Origin of the sequence: Streptomyces sp. NPDC094032 (genome assembly GCF_040303965.1) — a bacterium.
GTDB lineage: Bacteria > Actinomycetota > Actinomycetes > Streptomycetales > Streptomycetaceae > Streptomyces.
This window is the reverse complement of the sequence record NZ_JBEOUE010000011.1, coordinates 1-14,262: the sequence shown is the minus strand read 5'-3', so window position 1 is coordinate 14,262 and position 14,262 is coordinate 1. Positions and strand designations below refer to the sequence as shown.

At 72.9% G+C, this 14,262-nt stretch carries 12 protein-coding genes and 1 pseudogene; 11 read left to right on the top strand and 2 right to left on the bottom strand.

Annotated elements, in window-relative coordinates; translation table 11 throughout:
• The first annotated feature begins 127 nt into the window (after nucleotides 1-127).
• Genes ABTZ54_RS17335 through ABTZ54_RS17315 form a run of 5 tightly spaced genes read left to right on the top strand, consistent with a single transcriptional unit; the run spans nucleotide 128 to nucleotide 5,127 of the window.
• On the top strand, nucleotides 128-1,234 hold the full coding sequence (locus tag ABTZ54_RS17335) for a type III polyketide synthase (protein WP_351663741.1): 1,107 nt from the start codon (nucleotides 128-130) through the stop codon (nucleotides 1,232-1,234).
• The gene (locus tag ABTZ54_RS17330) at nucleotides 1,231-2,496 is read left to right on the top strand and encodes a cytochrome P450 (RefSeq protein ID WP_351663739.1); all 1,266 of its coding nucleotides are present in this window, start codon (nucleotides 1,231-1,233) and stop codon (nucleotides 2,494-2,496) included. Before ABTZ54_RS17335 ends, ABTZ54_RS17330 begins: the two co-directional genes overlap by 4 nt.
• Nucleotides 2,497-2,512: 16 nt before the next feature.
• Complete coding sequence (locus ABTZ54_RS17325; RefSeq protein WP_351663737.1) at nucleotides 2,513-3,082, top strand: cupin domain-containing protein; 570 nt, start codon at nucleotides 2,513-2,515, stop codon at nucleotides 3,080-3,082.
• Complete coding sequence (locus tag ABTZ54_RS17320; protein WP_351663736.1) at nucleotides 3,079-4,308, top strand: cytochrome P450; 1,230 nt, start codon at nucleotides 3,079-3,081, stop codon at nucleotides 4,306-4,308. The genes ABTZ54_RS17325 and ABTZ54_RS17320 overlap by 4 nt, the downstream gene beginning before the upstream one ends.
• Before the next feature lie 42 nt (nucleotides 4,309-4,350).
• On the top strand, nucleotides 4,351-5,127 hold the full coding sequence (locus ABTZ54_RS17315; RefSeq protein ID WP_351663735.1) for a GNAT family N-acetyltransferase: 777 nt from the start codon (nucleotides 4,351-4,353) through the stop codon (nucleotides 5,125-5,127).
• 51 nt (nucleotides 5,128-5,178) lie between these two features.
• Here ABTZ54_RS17315 and ABTZ54_RS35710 read toward each other — a convergent pair.
• A pseudogene (locus ABTZ54_RS35710) lies at nucleotides 5,179-5,460 on the bottom strand (pentapeptide repeat-containing protein); the annotation flags it as partial.
• Nucleotides 5,461-6,096: 636 nt separating this feature from the next.
• Here ABTZ54_RS35710 and ABTZ54_RS17305 point away from each other — a divergent pair.
• Nucleotides 6,097-7,629 carry an alpha/beta fold hydrolase gene (locus ABTZ54_RS17305; protein ID WP_351663733.1) on the top strand — a complete coding sequence of 511 codons (1,533 nt, stop codon included), beginning with the start codon at nucleotides 6,097-6,099 and terminating at the stop codon, nucleotides 7,627-7,629.
• 4 nt (nucleotides 7,630-7,633) lie between these two features.
• On the opposite strand, the gene ABTZ54_RS17300 is transcribed toward ABTZ54_RS17305, so the two are convergent.
• Nucleotides 7,634-9,268, bottom strand: a complete 1,635-nt coding sequence (locus ABTZ54_RS17300) for an acyl-CoA synthetase (RefSeq protein ID WP_351663732.1) — start codon at nucleotides 9,266-9,268, stop codon at nucleotides 7,634-7,636.
• 168 nt (nucleotides 9,269-9,436) lie between these two features.
• Between ABTZ54_RS17300 and ABTZ54_RS17295 the strand changes: the two genes are divergently transcribed.
• From ABTZ54_RS17295 to ABTZ54_RS17275, 5 genes are read left to right on the top strand one after another with little or no spacing between them, the layout of a single operon-like run.
• Nucleotides 9,437-10,240: a crotonase/enoyl-CoA hydratase family protein gene (locus ABTZ54_RS17295; protein ID WP_351663730.1), complete on the top strand. Its 804-nt coding sequence runs from the start codon at nucleotides 9,437-9,439 to the stop codon at nucleotides 10,238-10,240.
• 52 nt (nucleotides 10,241-10,292) lie between these two features.
• Nucleotides 10,293-11,249, top strand: coding sequence for a Zn-ribbon domain-containing OB-fold protein (locus tag ABTZ54_RS17290; protein WP_351663728.1), 957 nt, complete (start codon nucleotides 10,293-10,295; stop codon nucleotides 11,247-11,249).
• Nucleotides 11,246-12,307, top strand: coding sequence for a thiolase family protein (locus ABTZ54_RS17285; RefSeq protein WP_351663726.1), 1,062 nt, complete (start codon nucleotides 11,246-11,248; stop codon nucleotides 12,305-12,307). The genes ABTZ54_RS17290 and ABTZ54_RS17285 overlap by 4 nt, the downstream gene beginning before the upstream one ends.
• Entirely contained in the window at nucleotides 12,300-13,466 is a 1,167-nt protein-coding gene (locus tag ABTZ54_RS17280) for a thiolase family protein (RefSeq protein ID WP_351663724.1), read from the top strand. The genes ABTZ54_RS17285 and ABTZ54_RS17280 overlap by 8 nt, the downstream gene beginning before the upstream one ends.
• 24 nt (nucleotides 13,467-13,490) lie before the next feature.
• Nucleotides 13,491-13,901, top strand: coding sequence for an ACT domain-containing protein (locus ABTZ54_RS17275; RefSeq protein WP_351663722.1), 411 nt, complete (start codon nucleotides 13,491-13,493; stop codon nucleotides 13,899-13,901).
• Nucleotides 13,902-14,262: the final 361 nt, after the last annotated feature.

Genomic DNA, 14,262 nt, shown 5'->3' with positions numbered 1-14,262 from the left:
CGAAGATCACACATTCGGGTGTGATTGTCCGCGAGAGCGCAGGAACGGTGCTGCGCCGGGGAAACCGGAACGGAAGATGATCCCCGTCCGGCTCACCCTCCCCACCCCCCGGACGAAATGGACCCCCATGCCTGTCCTGTGCCGTCCCGCCGTCGCCGTGCCCGAGCACACGATCACCCGGGAAGAGACCCTCGATCTGGCCCGCACCCTGCACGCGGGACACGAGCAGCTGCCGCTCGTGCTGCGCCTGATCGCGAACACCGGCGTCGCCCGACGGCATCTCGTGCAGCCCATCGAGCGCACCCTCGCCCACCCGGGCTTCGAGGCGCGCAACGCGACGTACGAGACCGAGGCCAAGGCCCGCGTCCCCGCCGTCGTCGCCGAGGCGCTCGCCAACGCCGGGCTCCAGGCGCGCGACATCGACGTCATCGTCTACGTCTCGTGCACCGGCTTCATGATGCCCTCGCTCACGGCCTGGATGATCAACAACCTGGGCTTCCGCAGCGACACCCGCCAGCTCCCCATCGCCCAGCTGGGCTGCGCGGCCGGCGGCGCGGCGATCAACCGGGCGCACGACTTCTGCGCCGCCTACCCCGGCGCCAACGCCCTGATCGTCGCCTGCGAGTTCTGCTCCCTGTGCTACCAGCCCACCGACCTCACCGTGGGCAACCTCCTCTCCAACGGCCTCTTCGGCGACGCCGTCGCCGCCGCCGTGATCCGCGGCTCCGGCGGCACCGGCGTCCTCCTGGAACGCAACGGCTCCCACCTCGTCCCCGACACCGAGGACTGGATCGCCTACCAGGTCCGCGAGACCGGCTTCCACTTCATGCTCGACAAACGGGTCCCCGGCACCATGGAGCAGCTCGCCCCCGCCCTCGTCGACCTCGCCGCCCGCTACGACCGGGACGCCGGCCGGCAGGACTTCTACATCATCCACGCCGGCGGCCCCCGCATCCTCGACGACCTCTGCAAGCACCTGGACGTAGTCCCCGACATGTTCCGCTTCAGCCGGGCCACCCTCACCGAGTACGGGAACATCGCCAGCGCCGTCGTCCTCGACGCCCTGCGCCGCCTCTTCGACGAGGGCGGGGCGGCACCCGGCGCCACCGGACTCATCGCCGGCTTCGGACCGGGCATCACCGCGGAGATCTCCCTCGGCAGCTGGACCCTCGACACCCCTCGCCCCACCCCCCTCGACCCCCCACTCGGCACGACAGCGGCGGTGACCCGATGACCACGACCACGACACCCCAACCTCCAGAGAGCACCGAGAGCACCGAGAGCACGGACGGCACGGACGGCGCGGACCCCCAGGTGCACTTCTGGGCCGTCCCCGACCTCACCGGGCTCGAATTCGACCCGCTCCTCGCCAAGTTGCTCCACGAGGACCCCGTCACCCGGGTACGCCTCCCCAACGGCGAGGGCCACGCCTGGCTCGTCACCCGCTACGAGGACGTCAAGTTCGTCTCCGTGGACCCCCGCTTCAGCCGCCAGGCCGTCTACGGGCGCCCCATCACCCGGGTCGCCCCCCACTTCATCCCCATGGAAGGCGCCGTCGGCTTCGCCGACCCGCCGGACCACACCCGCATGCGCCGGGTCGTCGCCCGCGCCTTCAGCGCCCGCGCCCTGCGCTCCCTGCGCGACCACGCCCAGGACGTCATGGACGGCCTCCTCGACCGCCTCGAACGGCACGGCCCGCCGGCCGACCTGATGGAGCTGGTCAACCGGCCCTTCCCGCTCGCCATGGTCAGCGAACTCATGGGCGTCCCCGAGGGCGACCAGCCCCTCCTGGCGAAGTGGACCGACTCCGTCCTCACGGCGGGCGCCGGACGCGAGGCCAGCGAGCGCGCCAAGGGCGAGATGGGCCGCTACTTCACCGAGCTCATCGGCCGCAGCCACGGCACCGGCAAGGAGACCCTCGCCGCCGTCCTCGCCGACGCCGTCGACGAGGCCACCCTGGACGAGCACGAGGCCGTCGGCCTCGCCGTCCTCATCCAGCTCGGCGGCGCCCACGCCGTCCGCAACAACAGCGCCAACATGGTCTACGCGCTGCTCACCCACCCCGGACACCTGGCCCGGCTGCGCGCCGAACCCGGGCTGCTGCCGCAGGCCGTCGACGAGCTGCTGCGCTACATCCCGCACCGCAACGCCGTCGGCCTCTCCCGGATCGCCATGGAGGACATCGAGGTCGGCGGCGTCCGCATCCCCGAGGGCGACCCGGTCTACGTCTCGTACCTCACCGCCAACCGCGACCCCTCGGTCTTCCCCGACCCGGACAAGCTGGACTTCGACCGGGGCTACAACCCGCATGTCGCCTTCGGCCACGGCCCGCACTACTGCCCGGGCTCCGCCCTCGCCCGCATCGAGTCCGAGATCCTCCTCGACTCCCTGTGGACCCGCTTCCCCGACCTGCGTCTCGCGGTCCCCGAGGAGGAGCTCCGCTGGCAGCGCGGCGCCCTCATCCGAGGCCCCGAGACCCTGCCGGTCACCTGGTGAGAGGACCCACCGCCCCATGACCGCGACCGCCATCGGAACGGGCGGCGGCCTCATCGTGCCGCCCGGCCACGGCAAGACCCTCACCACCGCAGCCCAGCGCGTCACCTTCAAGGTGACCGGCGAGCACACCCCGACCTCCTCCACCTTCGAGGTCCTGGTCCCGCCCGGCTTCGACGTCGGCGCGCACGCCCACGGCCACAGCGAGGAGCTCTTCTACATCCTGGAGGGCGAGCTCGACGTCCTCGCCTTCGAGCCGCTCGTACGCACCCGCGACAGCTGGCGGGACTGGGAGTCCGCCTCCGGACAGCGCGCCGTCCGGGCCACCGCAGGCACCCTGATCCTCGTGCCGCCCGGCTGCCCGCACGCCTTCGCCAACCCCACCGGGGAACCCGTACGCATGCTGTTCCAGGCCTCGCCGCCGCCCGACCACGAACGCTACTTCGAGGAACTCATGGACATCCTCGGCTCCGGCGGCCCCGTCGATCACGACGCGATCGAGCAGTTGCGGATCCGCTACGACATCGATCAGATCACCCCGCTCCGGCACGACGCCGGACGCCCGCGAAGAACGGCCGCCACGCCATGAACGCCTCCGACGCCGCCGACGCCTCCGAGAGACCCGACGGGGTCGTCCACGACTGGGTCCTGTCCCCGCTGCGCGACACCGTCTTCGACCCCCTCCCGCACCGGCTCCTCCATGAGGAGCCGGTCGCCCGGGTGCGCCTCCCGTACGGCGAGGGCCACGCCTGGCTCGTGACCCGCTACGAGGACGTCAAGCTGATCTCCTCCGACCCCCGGATGAGCCGCGCCCGCACCGTCGGCCGGCCCGTCACCAGCATGACCCCGCACACCCTCGCCCCGGCCGGCGGCGTCGGCCGGGCCGACCCGCCCGACCACACCCGGCTGCGCAAGCTGGTCGCCCCCACCTTCGGCCGCCGCCGGATGAGCGCCCTGCGCGAGCACACCGAGCGGATGGCCGGGACCCTCGCCCTGCGCACCCTGGAGACCGGCCCGCCCGCCGACCTCGCCGAGAGCTTCGTCGGCCCGCTCTCCGCCACCGTCATCGCCGAACTCCTCGGCGTCCCCGCCGCCGACCTGGACCGCGTCCAGGCCTGGCGGGCCGGGATCCTGTCGAACGCCACCACCGCCGCCGCGGGCGAAGCCGTCAAGAAGGAGATCGCCGGCTACTTCGCCGACCTCGCCCGGCACCGCGCCCGGCACCCCGGCGACGACCTGGTCAGCGAACTCGCCGCCGCCCGCGAGACCGGCGGCATCAGCACCCCCGAACTGGTGTCGATGGCCGTGATGCTCACCCTCAACGGGCTCGACGCCGTCCGGAACATCGTCTCCACCATGGTGTACGTCCTCCTCGTCCACCCCCGGCAGACGGCGAAGCTGCGCGAGGACCTGGACCGCCTGCCCCGGGCCGTCGACGAACTCCTCCGCTACATCCCCCAGCGCGACGGCGTCGGCATGCCCAGGATCGCCACCGCCGACATCGAGGTCGGCGGAGTCACCGTCCGCGAGGGGGAGGCGGTCTACGTCTTCTACCCGGCCGCCAACCGCGACCCGTCCGTCTACACCGACCCCGACCGGCTCGACCTCGACCGGGACGAGGCCCCGCACCTCGCCTTCGGCCACGGCGCCCACTACTGCGCGGGCGCCCAACTCGCCCGTATGGAGGCCGAGGTGATGCTCGGCACCCTGCTCACCCGCTTCCCCTCCCTCGCGCTCGCCGTCCCGGCCGAAGAGATCGCCTGGCGCGCCGGAACGGTCAACCGAGGACCCCGGACCCTGCCCGTGACCTGGTAATCCAGTGGCGCGCGAGCCGCCGCGGGTGTTGAGGTGGCGGCCATGGACATCACCGCACTGCGCACCCACTACGACCGCCAGCGCCGCATGGGCGCCCGCCCCGACGGCCCCGGCTGCCGGGTCGAACGGGACGGCCTCGTCGTCCGCCACGAAGGCCCCTCCTACGCCTGGAACGGCGTCCTGTGGTCCGGCCTCGGCCCCCAGGACGCCGACGCGGCCATCGCCGCCCAGATCGCCCACTTCCGCGCCGCCGGACAGTCCTTCGAATGGACGCTGTACGGCCACGACGGCCCCGCCGACCTCGCCGACCGGCTGCTCGCCGCCGGGTTCACCGCCGAGGAGCCCGAGACCCTGATGGTCGCCGAGGCCGCCGCCCTGCCCGCCTCGGTGGAGCTCCCGGACGGCGTCGAGCTCCGCCCGGTCACCGACGAGGCCGGGGTACGGATGATGGCCGAGGTGCACGAGCGGGCCTTCGGCACCGACAGCTCGCAGTACGTCAGCCGCATGCTCGACCAGCTCGCCGCCGCCCCCGACTCGGTCGCCGCGGTCGTCGCCCTCGCCGACGGCGTCCCCGTCAGCTCCGCCCGCCTCGACCTGCCCGAGGAGAGCGACTTCGCCGGTCTCTACGGCGGCGGCACCGCCCCGGAATGGCGGGGCAAGGGCCTCTACCGCGCCCTCGTCTCGCACCGCGCCCGCACCGCCATCGCCCGCGGCTACCGCTACGTCCAGGTCGACGCGGCTCCCACGAGCCGGCCCATCCTCAACCGCCTGGGCTTCGTCGAACTGACCACGATGACCCCGTACGTGTACGAGATCTGATACGTGTACGAGATCTGATACGTGTACGGGATCTGAGCGGACCGGGAGGCGTCAGCGGGACCAGTGCGCCGGGCGCTCGAAGCCCGCCGGCAGACGGGTGGCGGCATCGCCGCGCGCCGCGTTCAGCTGCGGCTGGGTGAGGAAGAGCGCGCCGGTCAGGTCCGCCCCCGACAGGTCGGCGTCCCGCAGGTCCGCGCCGATCAGGTCCGTGAGCGTCAGGTCCGCCCCCGACAGGTCGGCGGCGATGAGCAGCGCCCCGCGCAGATCGGCCCCGCGCAGCTTCGCCCCGCGCAGCCGGGCGCCGATCAGGTCGGCCCCGCGACGGCTCTTCGGCTTGCCGCCGGCGGCCGCGCGGACCAGGGAGCTGCTCTTCAGGAGCAGGGGATTCACCTCGGCCCGCACCGGGCCGACGTCGAGCCCCTCAAGGTCGGCCGGGGCGCCCTCGGCCAGCGCGGTCACCCGGGCCAGCGCCCGGTCGAGCTCGCCGTGCAGGGTGCGGGTCGCGGCCAGGGCGCGGGCCTCGGCCAGGTAGCGCAGCAGCTCGTGCAGCTGGCGCACGACAGGGAAGACCTCGTACATCTGCCGCGCGGTCTCCGGGGCCTCGCGCCAGGAGACGCCGCCGAAGGTCACCTGGGAGACCCGCTGACCGGCGCCGAAGCAGTCGTACACGGTGCAGCCGCGGAAACCGGTGTCCCGCAGCCGGGTGTGGATGCCGCAGCGGAAGTCCTCCTGGAGGTTCCGGCACGGGTCGCCCGAGGACTTGTCCACGGCGAAGTCCGCCGACTTGGCGAAGGGGAGGGCCACACAGCACAGCCCGAAGCAGTTCGCGCAGTCGCCGCGCAGCTCGGCCTGACGGGTCTCGGACACGGGGAAACGGCTTCCTTCGCAGGTGGGGCGGACATCCCACCGTATCGCGCTGTCGGTGAACACGGTTGCCGCGACCGGGCCCGCGTGGACATGATCGGCCGCATGCCTCGACAGCCGCACGTGTTCACGACGTACGACGGAACCGAACTCGCCTACCGCACAGAGGGCCGGGGCGAACCCCTGGTCGTCCTGCCCGGCGGCCCCATGCGCGACCCGGTCTACCTCGGCGACCTCGGGGGACTGCCCGCCCACCGCACCCTGATCGTGCTCCACGCGCGCGGCACCGGGGACAGCCAGGTCCCCGCCGACCCGGCGACGTCCCGCTGCGACCGGCAGGTCGCCGACGTCGAGGCGCTCCGCGCCCACCTGGGGCTCGACCGGATCGACCTGCTCGGCCACTCCGCGGGCGGCAACCTGGCCACCCTGTACGCGGCCGCGCACCCCGAACGCGTGCGCTCGCTCGTCCTGGTCACCCCTGGCACCCGCGCCGTCGGGGTCGAGACCAGCGACGAGGAGTGGGACGCGGCCGCCGAGGTATTCGCCGACCGCCCCTGGTACCCGGAGGCGCGCGCGGCCCTGGACGCGACCGACGGGACGACCCCGATGGAGCGGGTCGCCGAACTGGCCATGCCCTTCGCGTACGGCCGCTGGGACGAGGCCGCGCGGGCCCACGCCGCCGGGGTGCGCACCGAGATGAACTGGGCCGCGGCCGCCGCCTACTACGGGCCCGGCGCCTTCACCCCCGAGGCCACCCGGGACGCCCTGCGCGCGGTGACCGCCCCGGTGCTCGTCCTCGCCGGCGGCCACGACAGCGGCCCCACCCCCGCCAAGTCCGCCGAGCTGGCCGCCTGCTTCCCGAACGCCGAGCTGGTCGTCCAGGCGGCCGCCGGGCACTTCCCCTGGGTGGACGACCCCGGCGCCTTCCTCCGCCCGGTCGCGGCCTTCCTCGACCCGGGGGTGCGTACGGTCATCGTCGACGGGGTCCGCCTCGCCTACCGGGTGAGCGGCCCCGAGGGCGCCCCGCCCGTGGTCCTGGTGCACGGCCGCGGCGGCGACTCCACCGAGTGGACGCGGATCGCGGCCGAGCTCGCGGCCGACCGCCGGGTGTACGCGCTCGACCTGCGCGGCCACGGGCTGAGCGACCACCCGGGGGAGTACGGCTTCGCCGCGCTCCGCGACGAGATCGGCGGCTTCCTGAAGGCGCTCGGCCTCGCCGGGGCCACCGTCGTCGGGCACTCGATGGGCGGGGCGGCGGCCTGTCTGCTCGCCCAGCGCGAGCCGGCCCTGATCGGACGGCTCGTCCTGGAGGACGCCCCGGTCTTCTTCCCCGTCCTCCCGCCGCGCGGCCCCTCGGGCCTCCAGGAGGAGCCGGTCGCCTTCGACTGGGCGGTGCTCGACGCGACCAACGCCGACCTGAACGACCCGGACCCGGCCTGGCGCGAGGAGCTGGCGGCGATCACCGCGCCCACCCTGATCGTGGGCGGCGGCCCGACCAGCCATCTGCCGCAGTCGCACCTCGCCTGGATGGCCGAGCGGGTCCCGGACGCCCGGCTGGTCACGATCGAGGCCGGGCACCTGGTGCACAGTGCCCGGCCCCGCGAATTCCTCACCGCACTACGGGAGTTCGGCGTGTGAGCGGTCAGGTCCCGTCGGTGGCGGCATCGGCGTCCACCGCCACCGAGCGCGCCCAGCGGTAGTCCGCCTTGCCGCTGGGCGAGCGCTGGATCCGGTCGGCGAGCACGAGCTGGCGCGGCACCTTGTACCCGGCCAGGCGGGTGCGGCAGTGGGCCTGGACGGCCGCCAGGTCCAGCGGGGCGACCCCGGCGCGCAACTGGACCACGGCGGCCACGTGGTTGCCCCAGCGGGCGTCGGGCACTCCGGCGACCAGCGCGTCGTACACGTCCGGATGGGACTTGAGCGCCTGCTCGACCTCCTCCGGATAGACCTTCTCGCCGCCGGTGTTGATGCACTGCGAGCCCCGGCCGAGGACGGTGACGATGCCCTCCTCGTCGACGGTGGCCATGTCGCCGAGCAGCACCCAGCGCTCCTCGCCCTTTTGGAAGAAGGTCTCGGCGGTCTTGGCGGGGTCGTTGTAGTAGCCGAGCGGCACGTGTCCGCGCTGGGCGAGCCGGCCGATCTCGCCGACGCCGACGATCTCGTGCGTGGCCGGGTCGACGACCTGGGTGCGCTCGTTGACGTGCAGCCGGAAGCCCTTCTCGGGCCCGGAGTCGTCGGTGGCCCGCCCGTTGGAACCGGACTCCGAGGAGCCGAAGTTGTTGAGCAGCAGCACGTTCGGCGCGAGGGCCTGGAACTGGGCGCGGACGGTGTCGGACATGATGGCGCCCGAGGAGGAGAGGCTGAAGAGCGCCGACAGGTCAGTGCCCTTGAGCGGTCCGGTGAGGGCGTCGACCAGCGGGCGCAGCATCGCGTCGCCGACCAGCGAGACGCTGGACACCTTCTCCTTCTCGATGGTCCGCAGCACCTCCTCGGGCACGTACTTGCGGTGGATCACCACCCGCTGCCCGTAGTTGAAGGCGACGAACGAGGTGAGCGTCGAGGTGCCGTGCATCAGCGGGGGAGTCGGGAAGAAGGTGATCCCGGCGCCGCCCGCGGCGACCCGATCGGCCAGTTCCTCGGGCCGCTTCACGGGCTCGCCGGACGGGTCGCCGCCGAAGAGCCCCGCGAAGAACAGGTCCTCCTGGCGCCACATCACGCCCTTGGGCATGCCGGTGGTGCCGCCGGTGTAGATGATGAAGAGGTCGTCGGCCGAGCGGGGGCCGAAGCCGCGCCCGGGCGACGCGGCCGCCTCCGCCTCCGTGAAGTCCACGCAGTCGAGCGCCGGCGCGCCCTCGGGCGGGGTCCCCACCCGCACGAGGTGCCGCAGCTTCTCCGTCTGCGGCAGCGCGGCCGCCACCCGCTCGGTGAACTCCGCGTCGAAGACGAGCGCGGCCAGATCGGCGTCCCGGTAGAGGTAGACCAACTCCTCTTCCACGTACCGGTAGTTGACGTTCACCGGCACGATCCGGGCCTTGAGGCAGGCGAGCACGGTCTGGAGGTACTCGATGCCGTTGTACAGGTGGATGCCGAGCTGTTCGCCCGGCCGCAGGCCCGCGTCGATCAGGTGATGGGCGATGCGGTTGGCGGCGGCGTCGAGTCCGGCGTAGGTCAGCCGGCGCTCGGCCCCGGTGCCGGGGTGATCCACGTAGACCAGCGCCTCGCGGTCCGGGACCACGTCGACGACCGATTCGAACAGGTCGGCAAGGTTGTACTCCACCGTTCCTCCTGATCCCGGGACCCGACGGTCACTGGCGCGGTCATCAGAGCACCGAAGCGCGGAGGTGGGAAGGGGGTGCGCAGAAGAATCTGACTGGGTGTCAGAAAACTATTGAACTGGACCCGTCACTCCTGCAACCTGTTCCAGAACTGGAGACGGGAGACGCCCATGGGCGGCAGCACCGAGCACCTCACCGTGCGGCGCGAAGGCGCCACGCTCGTACTCACCCTCAATCGGCCCGAGGCCAAGAACGCCCTCTCGCTGCCGATGCTGGTCGGCCTCTACGACGGCTGGCTGGAAGCCGACGCCGACGACACGATCCGCTCCGTCGTCCTCACCGGCGCAGGCGGCAGCTTCTGCGCCGGCATGGACCTCAAGGCCCTGGCCGGAAAGGGCATGGAGGGCGAGGCCTACCGGGACCGCATGACCGCCGATCCCGACCTGCACTGGAAGGCGATGCTGCGCCACCATCGCCCCCGCAAACCCGTGATCGCCGCCGTCGAGGGCCACTGCGTCGCGGGCGGCACCGAGATCCTTCAGGGCACCGACATCCGCGTCGCGGGACGGTCCGCCACCTTCGGCCTCTTCGAGGTCCGCCGCGGCCTCTTCCCGATCGGCGGCTCCACGGTCCGCCTGCCCCGGCAGATCCCGCGCACCCACGCCCTGGAGATGCTCCTCACCGGCCGCCCCTACTCCGCCGAGGAGGCCCAGCGGATCGGCCTCATCGGCAGCGTCGTCCCCGACGGCACGGCCCTCGAAGCGGCCCTGGAGATCGCCGAACGCATCAACGCGTGCGGACCGCTGGCCGTCGAGGCCGTCAAGGCCTCCGTCTACGAGACGGCGGAGATGACGGAGGAGGAGGGCCTGGCCGCCGAACTCAAGCGCGGCTGGCCGATCTTCGCCACCGCGGACGCCAAGGAGGGGGCGAAGGCCTTCGCGGAGAAGCGCGCGCCGGTCTACCGGCGCGAGTGAGAACGCCGGGACCCGCAGGCCCACCGCGCCCCACCCACCAAGGAGCCGCCCCATGACAGCCACCCCCGGGACACTCTCGGCGCCCCTCGTCGTCGAGTTCCCCTTCACCCGCTCCCTCGGCCCCGTGCAGTCCGCCTTCCTCACCGGCTTGCGCGAACGCACCCTGCTGGGCGTGCGCACCGAGGCGGGCCGGATCCTCGTACCGCCCGTCGAGTACGACCCGGAGACCGCGGCCGAACTCCACGAACTCGTCGAAGTCCCCACCACAGGCACCGTCACCACCTGGGCCTGGAATGAGCACCCCCGCCCCGGACAGCCCCTGGCGACCCCCTTCGCCTGGGTCCTGGTCCGCCCCGACGGCGCCGACACGGCCCTCCTCCACGCCCTAGACGCGCCAGGCCCCGAGGCAGTCCACACCGGGATGCGGGTCCGCGTCCGCTGGGCCGCCGACCGCCACGGCGCCCTCACCGACATCGCCTGCTTCGAGCCGCACGAGGCCACGGAACCGACCGGCGAGGCGGCACCCCACACCGACACCTTCGCCGACCCCGTCACGGGCATCGTCGCCCCCGCCCGCCTCGACTACACGTACAGCCCCGGCCGCGCCCAGACCCGCTACCTCCAGGGCCTCGCCGAACGCCGCACCGTTGGCGAACGCTGCCCGTCCTGCGCCAAGGTGTACGTCCCGCCGCGAGGCGCCTGCCCCACCTGCGGCGTCGCCACCACCGACCGAGTCGAGGTCGGCCCGCGCGGCACGGTCACCACGTACTGCATCGTGAACATCAAGGCCAAGAACCTCGACATCGAAGTCCCCTACGTCTACGCCCACATCGCGCTCGACGGCGCCGGACTCGCCCTCCACGGCCGGATCGGCGGCATCCCCTACGACCAGGTCCGCATGGGCCTGCGCGTCGAACCGGTGTGGAGCGAGGGCGGCCGCTACCCCGACCACTACCGCCCCACCGGGGAGCCGGACGCCGACTACGACACGTACAAGGAGCTGCTGTGAGCCGAGACGTGGCGATCGTCGCCTTCGCCCAGACCGACCACACCCGGCGCACCGACGAGGTCTCCGAAGTCGAGATGGTCATGCCGGTCCTGCACGACGTGCTGCGGCAGACCGGCCTGAAGACCTCCGACATCGGCTTCACCTGCTCGGGCTCCTCCGACTACCTGGCCGGCCGCGCCTTCTCCTTCACCATGGCCCTGGACGGCGTCGGCGCCTGGCCGCCGATCTCCGAGTCGCACGTCGAGATGGACGGCGCCTGGGCCCTGTACGAGGCCTGGGTGAAGCTGCTCACCGGCGAGGCCGACACGGCGCTCGTCTACGCGTACGGCAAATCCTCGCCCGGCTCCGTGCGCGACGTCCTGACCCGCCAGCTCGACCCGTACTACGTGGCACCCCTGTGGCCCGACTCCGTCGCCCTCGCCGCCCTCCAGGCCCGCGCCCTCATCGACGCCGGGGACACCGACGAACCCGCGCTCGCCAGGATCGCCACCCGCAGCCGCGAGGACGCCACCGCCAACCCGCACGCCCAGCTGCCCGGGGCCCGCCCCCAGGGCGAGTACGTCGTCGCACCCCTGCGCACCGGCGACTGCCCGCCCATCGGCGACGGCGCCGCGGCGGTGATCCTGGCCGCCGGGGACCGGGCCCGCGAACTGTGCGCGCGGCCCGCCTGGATCACCGGCATGGACCACCGCATCGAGGCCCACTCCCTCGGGGTACGCGACCTCACCGACTCGCCCTCCACCCGGCTCGCCGCCGAACGGGCGGGCGCCTTCGACCCGGCCCGCCCGCCCCTCGACACGGCCGAACTCCACGCGCCCTTCACCTCCCAGGAGGTCGTCCTGCGCAAGGCCCTCGGCCTCGGGGACGAGGTCCGGGTCAACCCGTCGGGCGGCCCGCTCGCCGCCAACCCCGTGATGGCCGCGGGCCTCATCCGCCTCGGCGAGGCCGCCGCCCGCATCCACCGCGGCGCCTCGCACCGCGCCCTCGCCCACGCCACCTCCGGGCCCTGCCTCCAGCAGAACCTGGTCGCCGTCCTGGAAGGGGACTCGCATGAGTAAGGAGCCCGTGGCCGTCGTCGGCATCGGCCAGACCAAGCACGTGGCCGCCCGCCGGGACGTCTCCCTCGCCGGACTGGTCCGGGAGGCCGCCCTGCGCGCCCTGGCGGACGCCGAACTGACCTGGTCGGACATCGACGCGGTCGTCATCGGCAAGGCCCCCGACTTCTTCGAGGGCGTCATGATGCCGGAGCTCTACCTAGCCGACGCCCTCGGCGCCGTGGGCAAGCCGATGCTCCGCGTCCACACCGCGGGCTCGGTCGGCGGCTCCACCGCCCTGGTCGCGGCCAACCTCGTAGCGGCTCGCGTCCACGGCACCGTCCTGACCCTGGCCTTCGAAAAGCAGTCCGAGTCCAACGCCATGTGGGGCCTGTCCCTCCCCGTCCCCTTCCAGCAGCCACTCCTCGCCGGCGCCGGCGGCTTCTTCGCCCCGCACGTACGCGCCTACATGCGCCGCACCGGCGCCCCCGACACGATCGGCTCCCTCGTCGCGTACAAGGACCGCCGCAACGCGCTCAAGAACCCCTACGCGCACCTCCACGAGCACGACATCACGCTGGAGAAGGTCCAGGCGTCCCCCATGCTGTGGGACCCGATCCGCTACTCGGAGACCTGCCCGTCCTCCGACGGCGCCTGCGCGATGATCCTCACCGACCGGGCGGGCGCGGCCCGTTCGCCCCGCCCGCCGGCCTGGGTGCACGGCGGCGCGATGCGCAGCGAGCCGACCCTCTTCGCGGGCAAGGACTTCGTCTCCCCACAAGCCGGCAGGGACTGCGCGGCCGACGTCTACCGCCAGGCCGGCATCACCGACCCGCGCCGCGAGATCGACGCGGTGGAGATGTACGTGCCGTTCTCCTGGTACGAGCCGATGTGGCTGGAGAACCTGGGCTTCGCCGAGGAGGGCGAAGGCTGGAAACTCACGGAAGCGGGCGCGACAGAACTGGACGGCGACCTCCCGGTCAACCCATCCGGCGGCGTCCTCTCCACCAACCCCATCGGAGCGTCCGGCATGATCCGCTTCGCCGAGGCGGCCCTACAGGTCCGAGGCCAGGCGGGCGAACACCAGATAGAAGGCGCGACCAGAGCCCTGGGCCACGCCTACGGAGGCGGCGCCCAGTTCTTCTCGATGTGGCTGGTGGGAGGGGCGCGACCCACCACCTGACAGGATCGTCCTAACCTGGCGATCATGAGTGCAGAGCGCGACCTGACCCGGCTGGTGGCCGGGATGCGACCGGAGCTCCACCCCGGCCGCTATGTCTTCACCACCGTGGACGGCCCCGCGCCCGCGGGCGTCGCCCCGGTGGCCACCGTGGCCGAACGTGAGGGGCTGACGATGGTCGTACGCCAGGAGGACGCCGACGCGGCCTCGCTGGCGTACGACTACGTGGCGGGCTGGATCACCCTGCGCGTCCACTCGGCCCTGGACGCGGTGGGCCTGACCGCGGCGGTGGCGCGCGAGCTCGCCGAAGCGGGCCTGAGCTGCAACGTGGTGGCAGGCTTCCACCACGACCACCTGTTCGTGGAACACGCCCGGGCACACGAGGCCCTGGCCACCCTGAACGACCTGTCGGAACGCGCGGGGACCTCGTTCACATGATCCTCACAATCCCCCTCCCGGAGGGCGCGTCCCGGCGTACGCTGAGGTTTTCGCGGGGCCACCACCCCGGCCGCATCCGAAGTGCGCCGGGTATGCGCCCCCAGCGTGGGGGTGGACGATGGCAGCACACACCGGCAGGCCCGGAGGCCGAGCCCTGTTCGAACGCGAAGCCGAACTGGCAGCGGCGGAAGAGGCCTTGAACCTCCTGACAGGCCAAGAACCGACAAGGCCACCCCTCCGGCTCGTACGGGAGGCCGAAGACGGCGAGGAGGGTGCCGGGGGCGGAGCGGGGGTGGGGGTGTCCGGACGTGGCGGCGCCCGTAACGAGCGAAGCGAAGTGAAGGTCGCAGTCCGGACACCC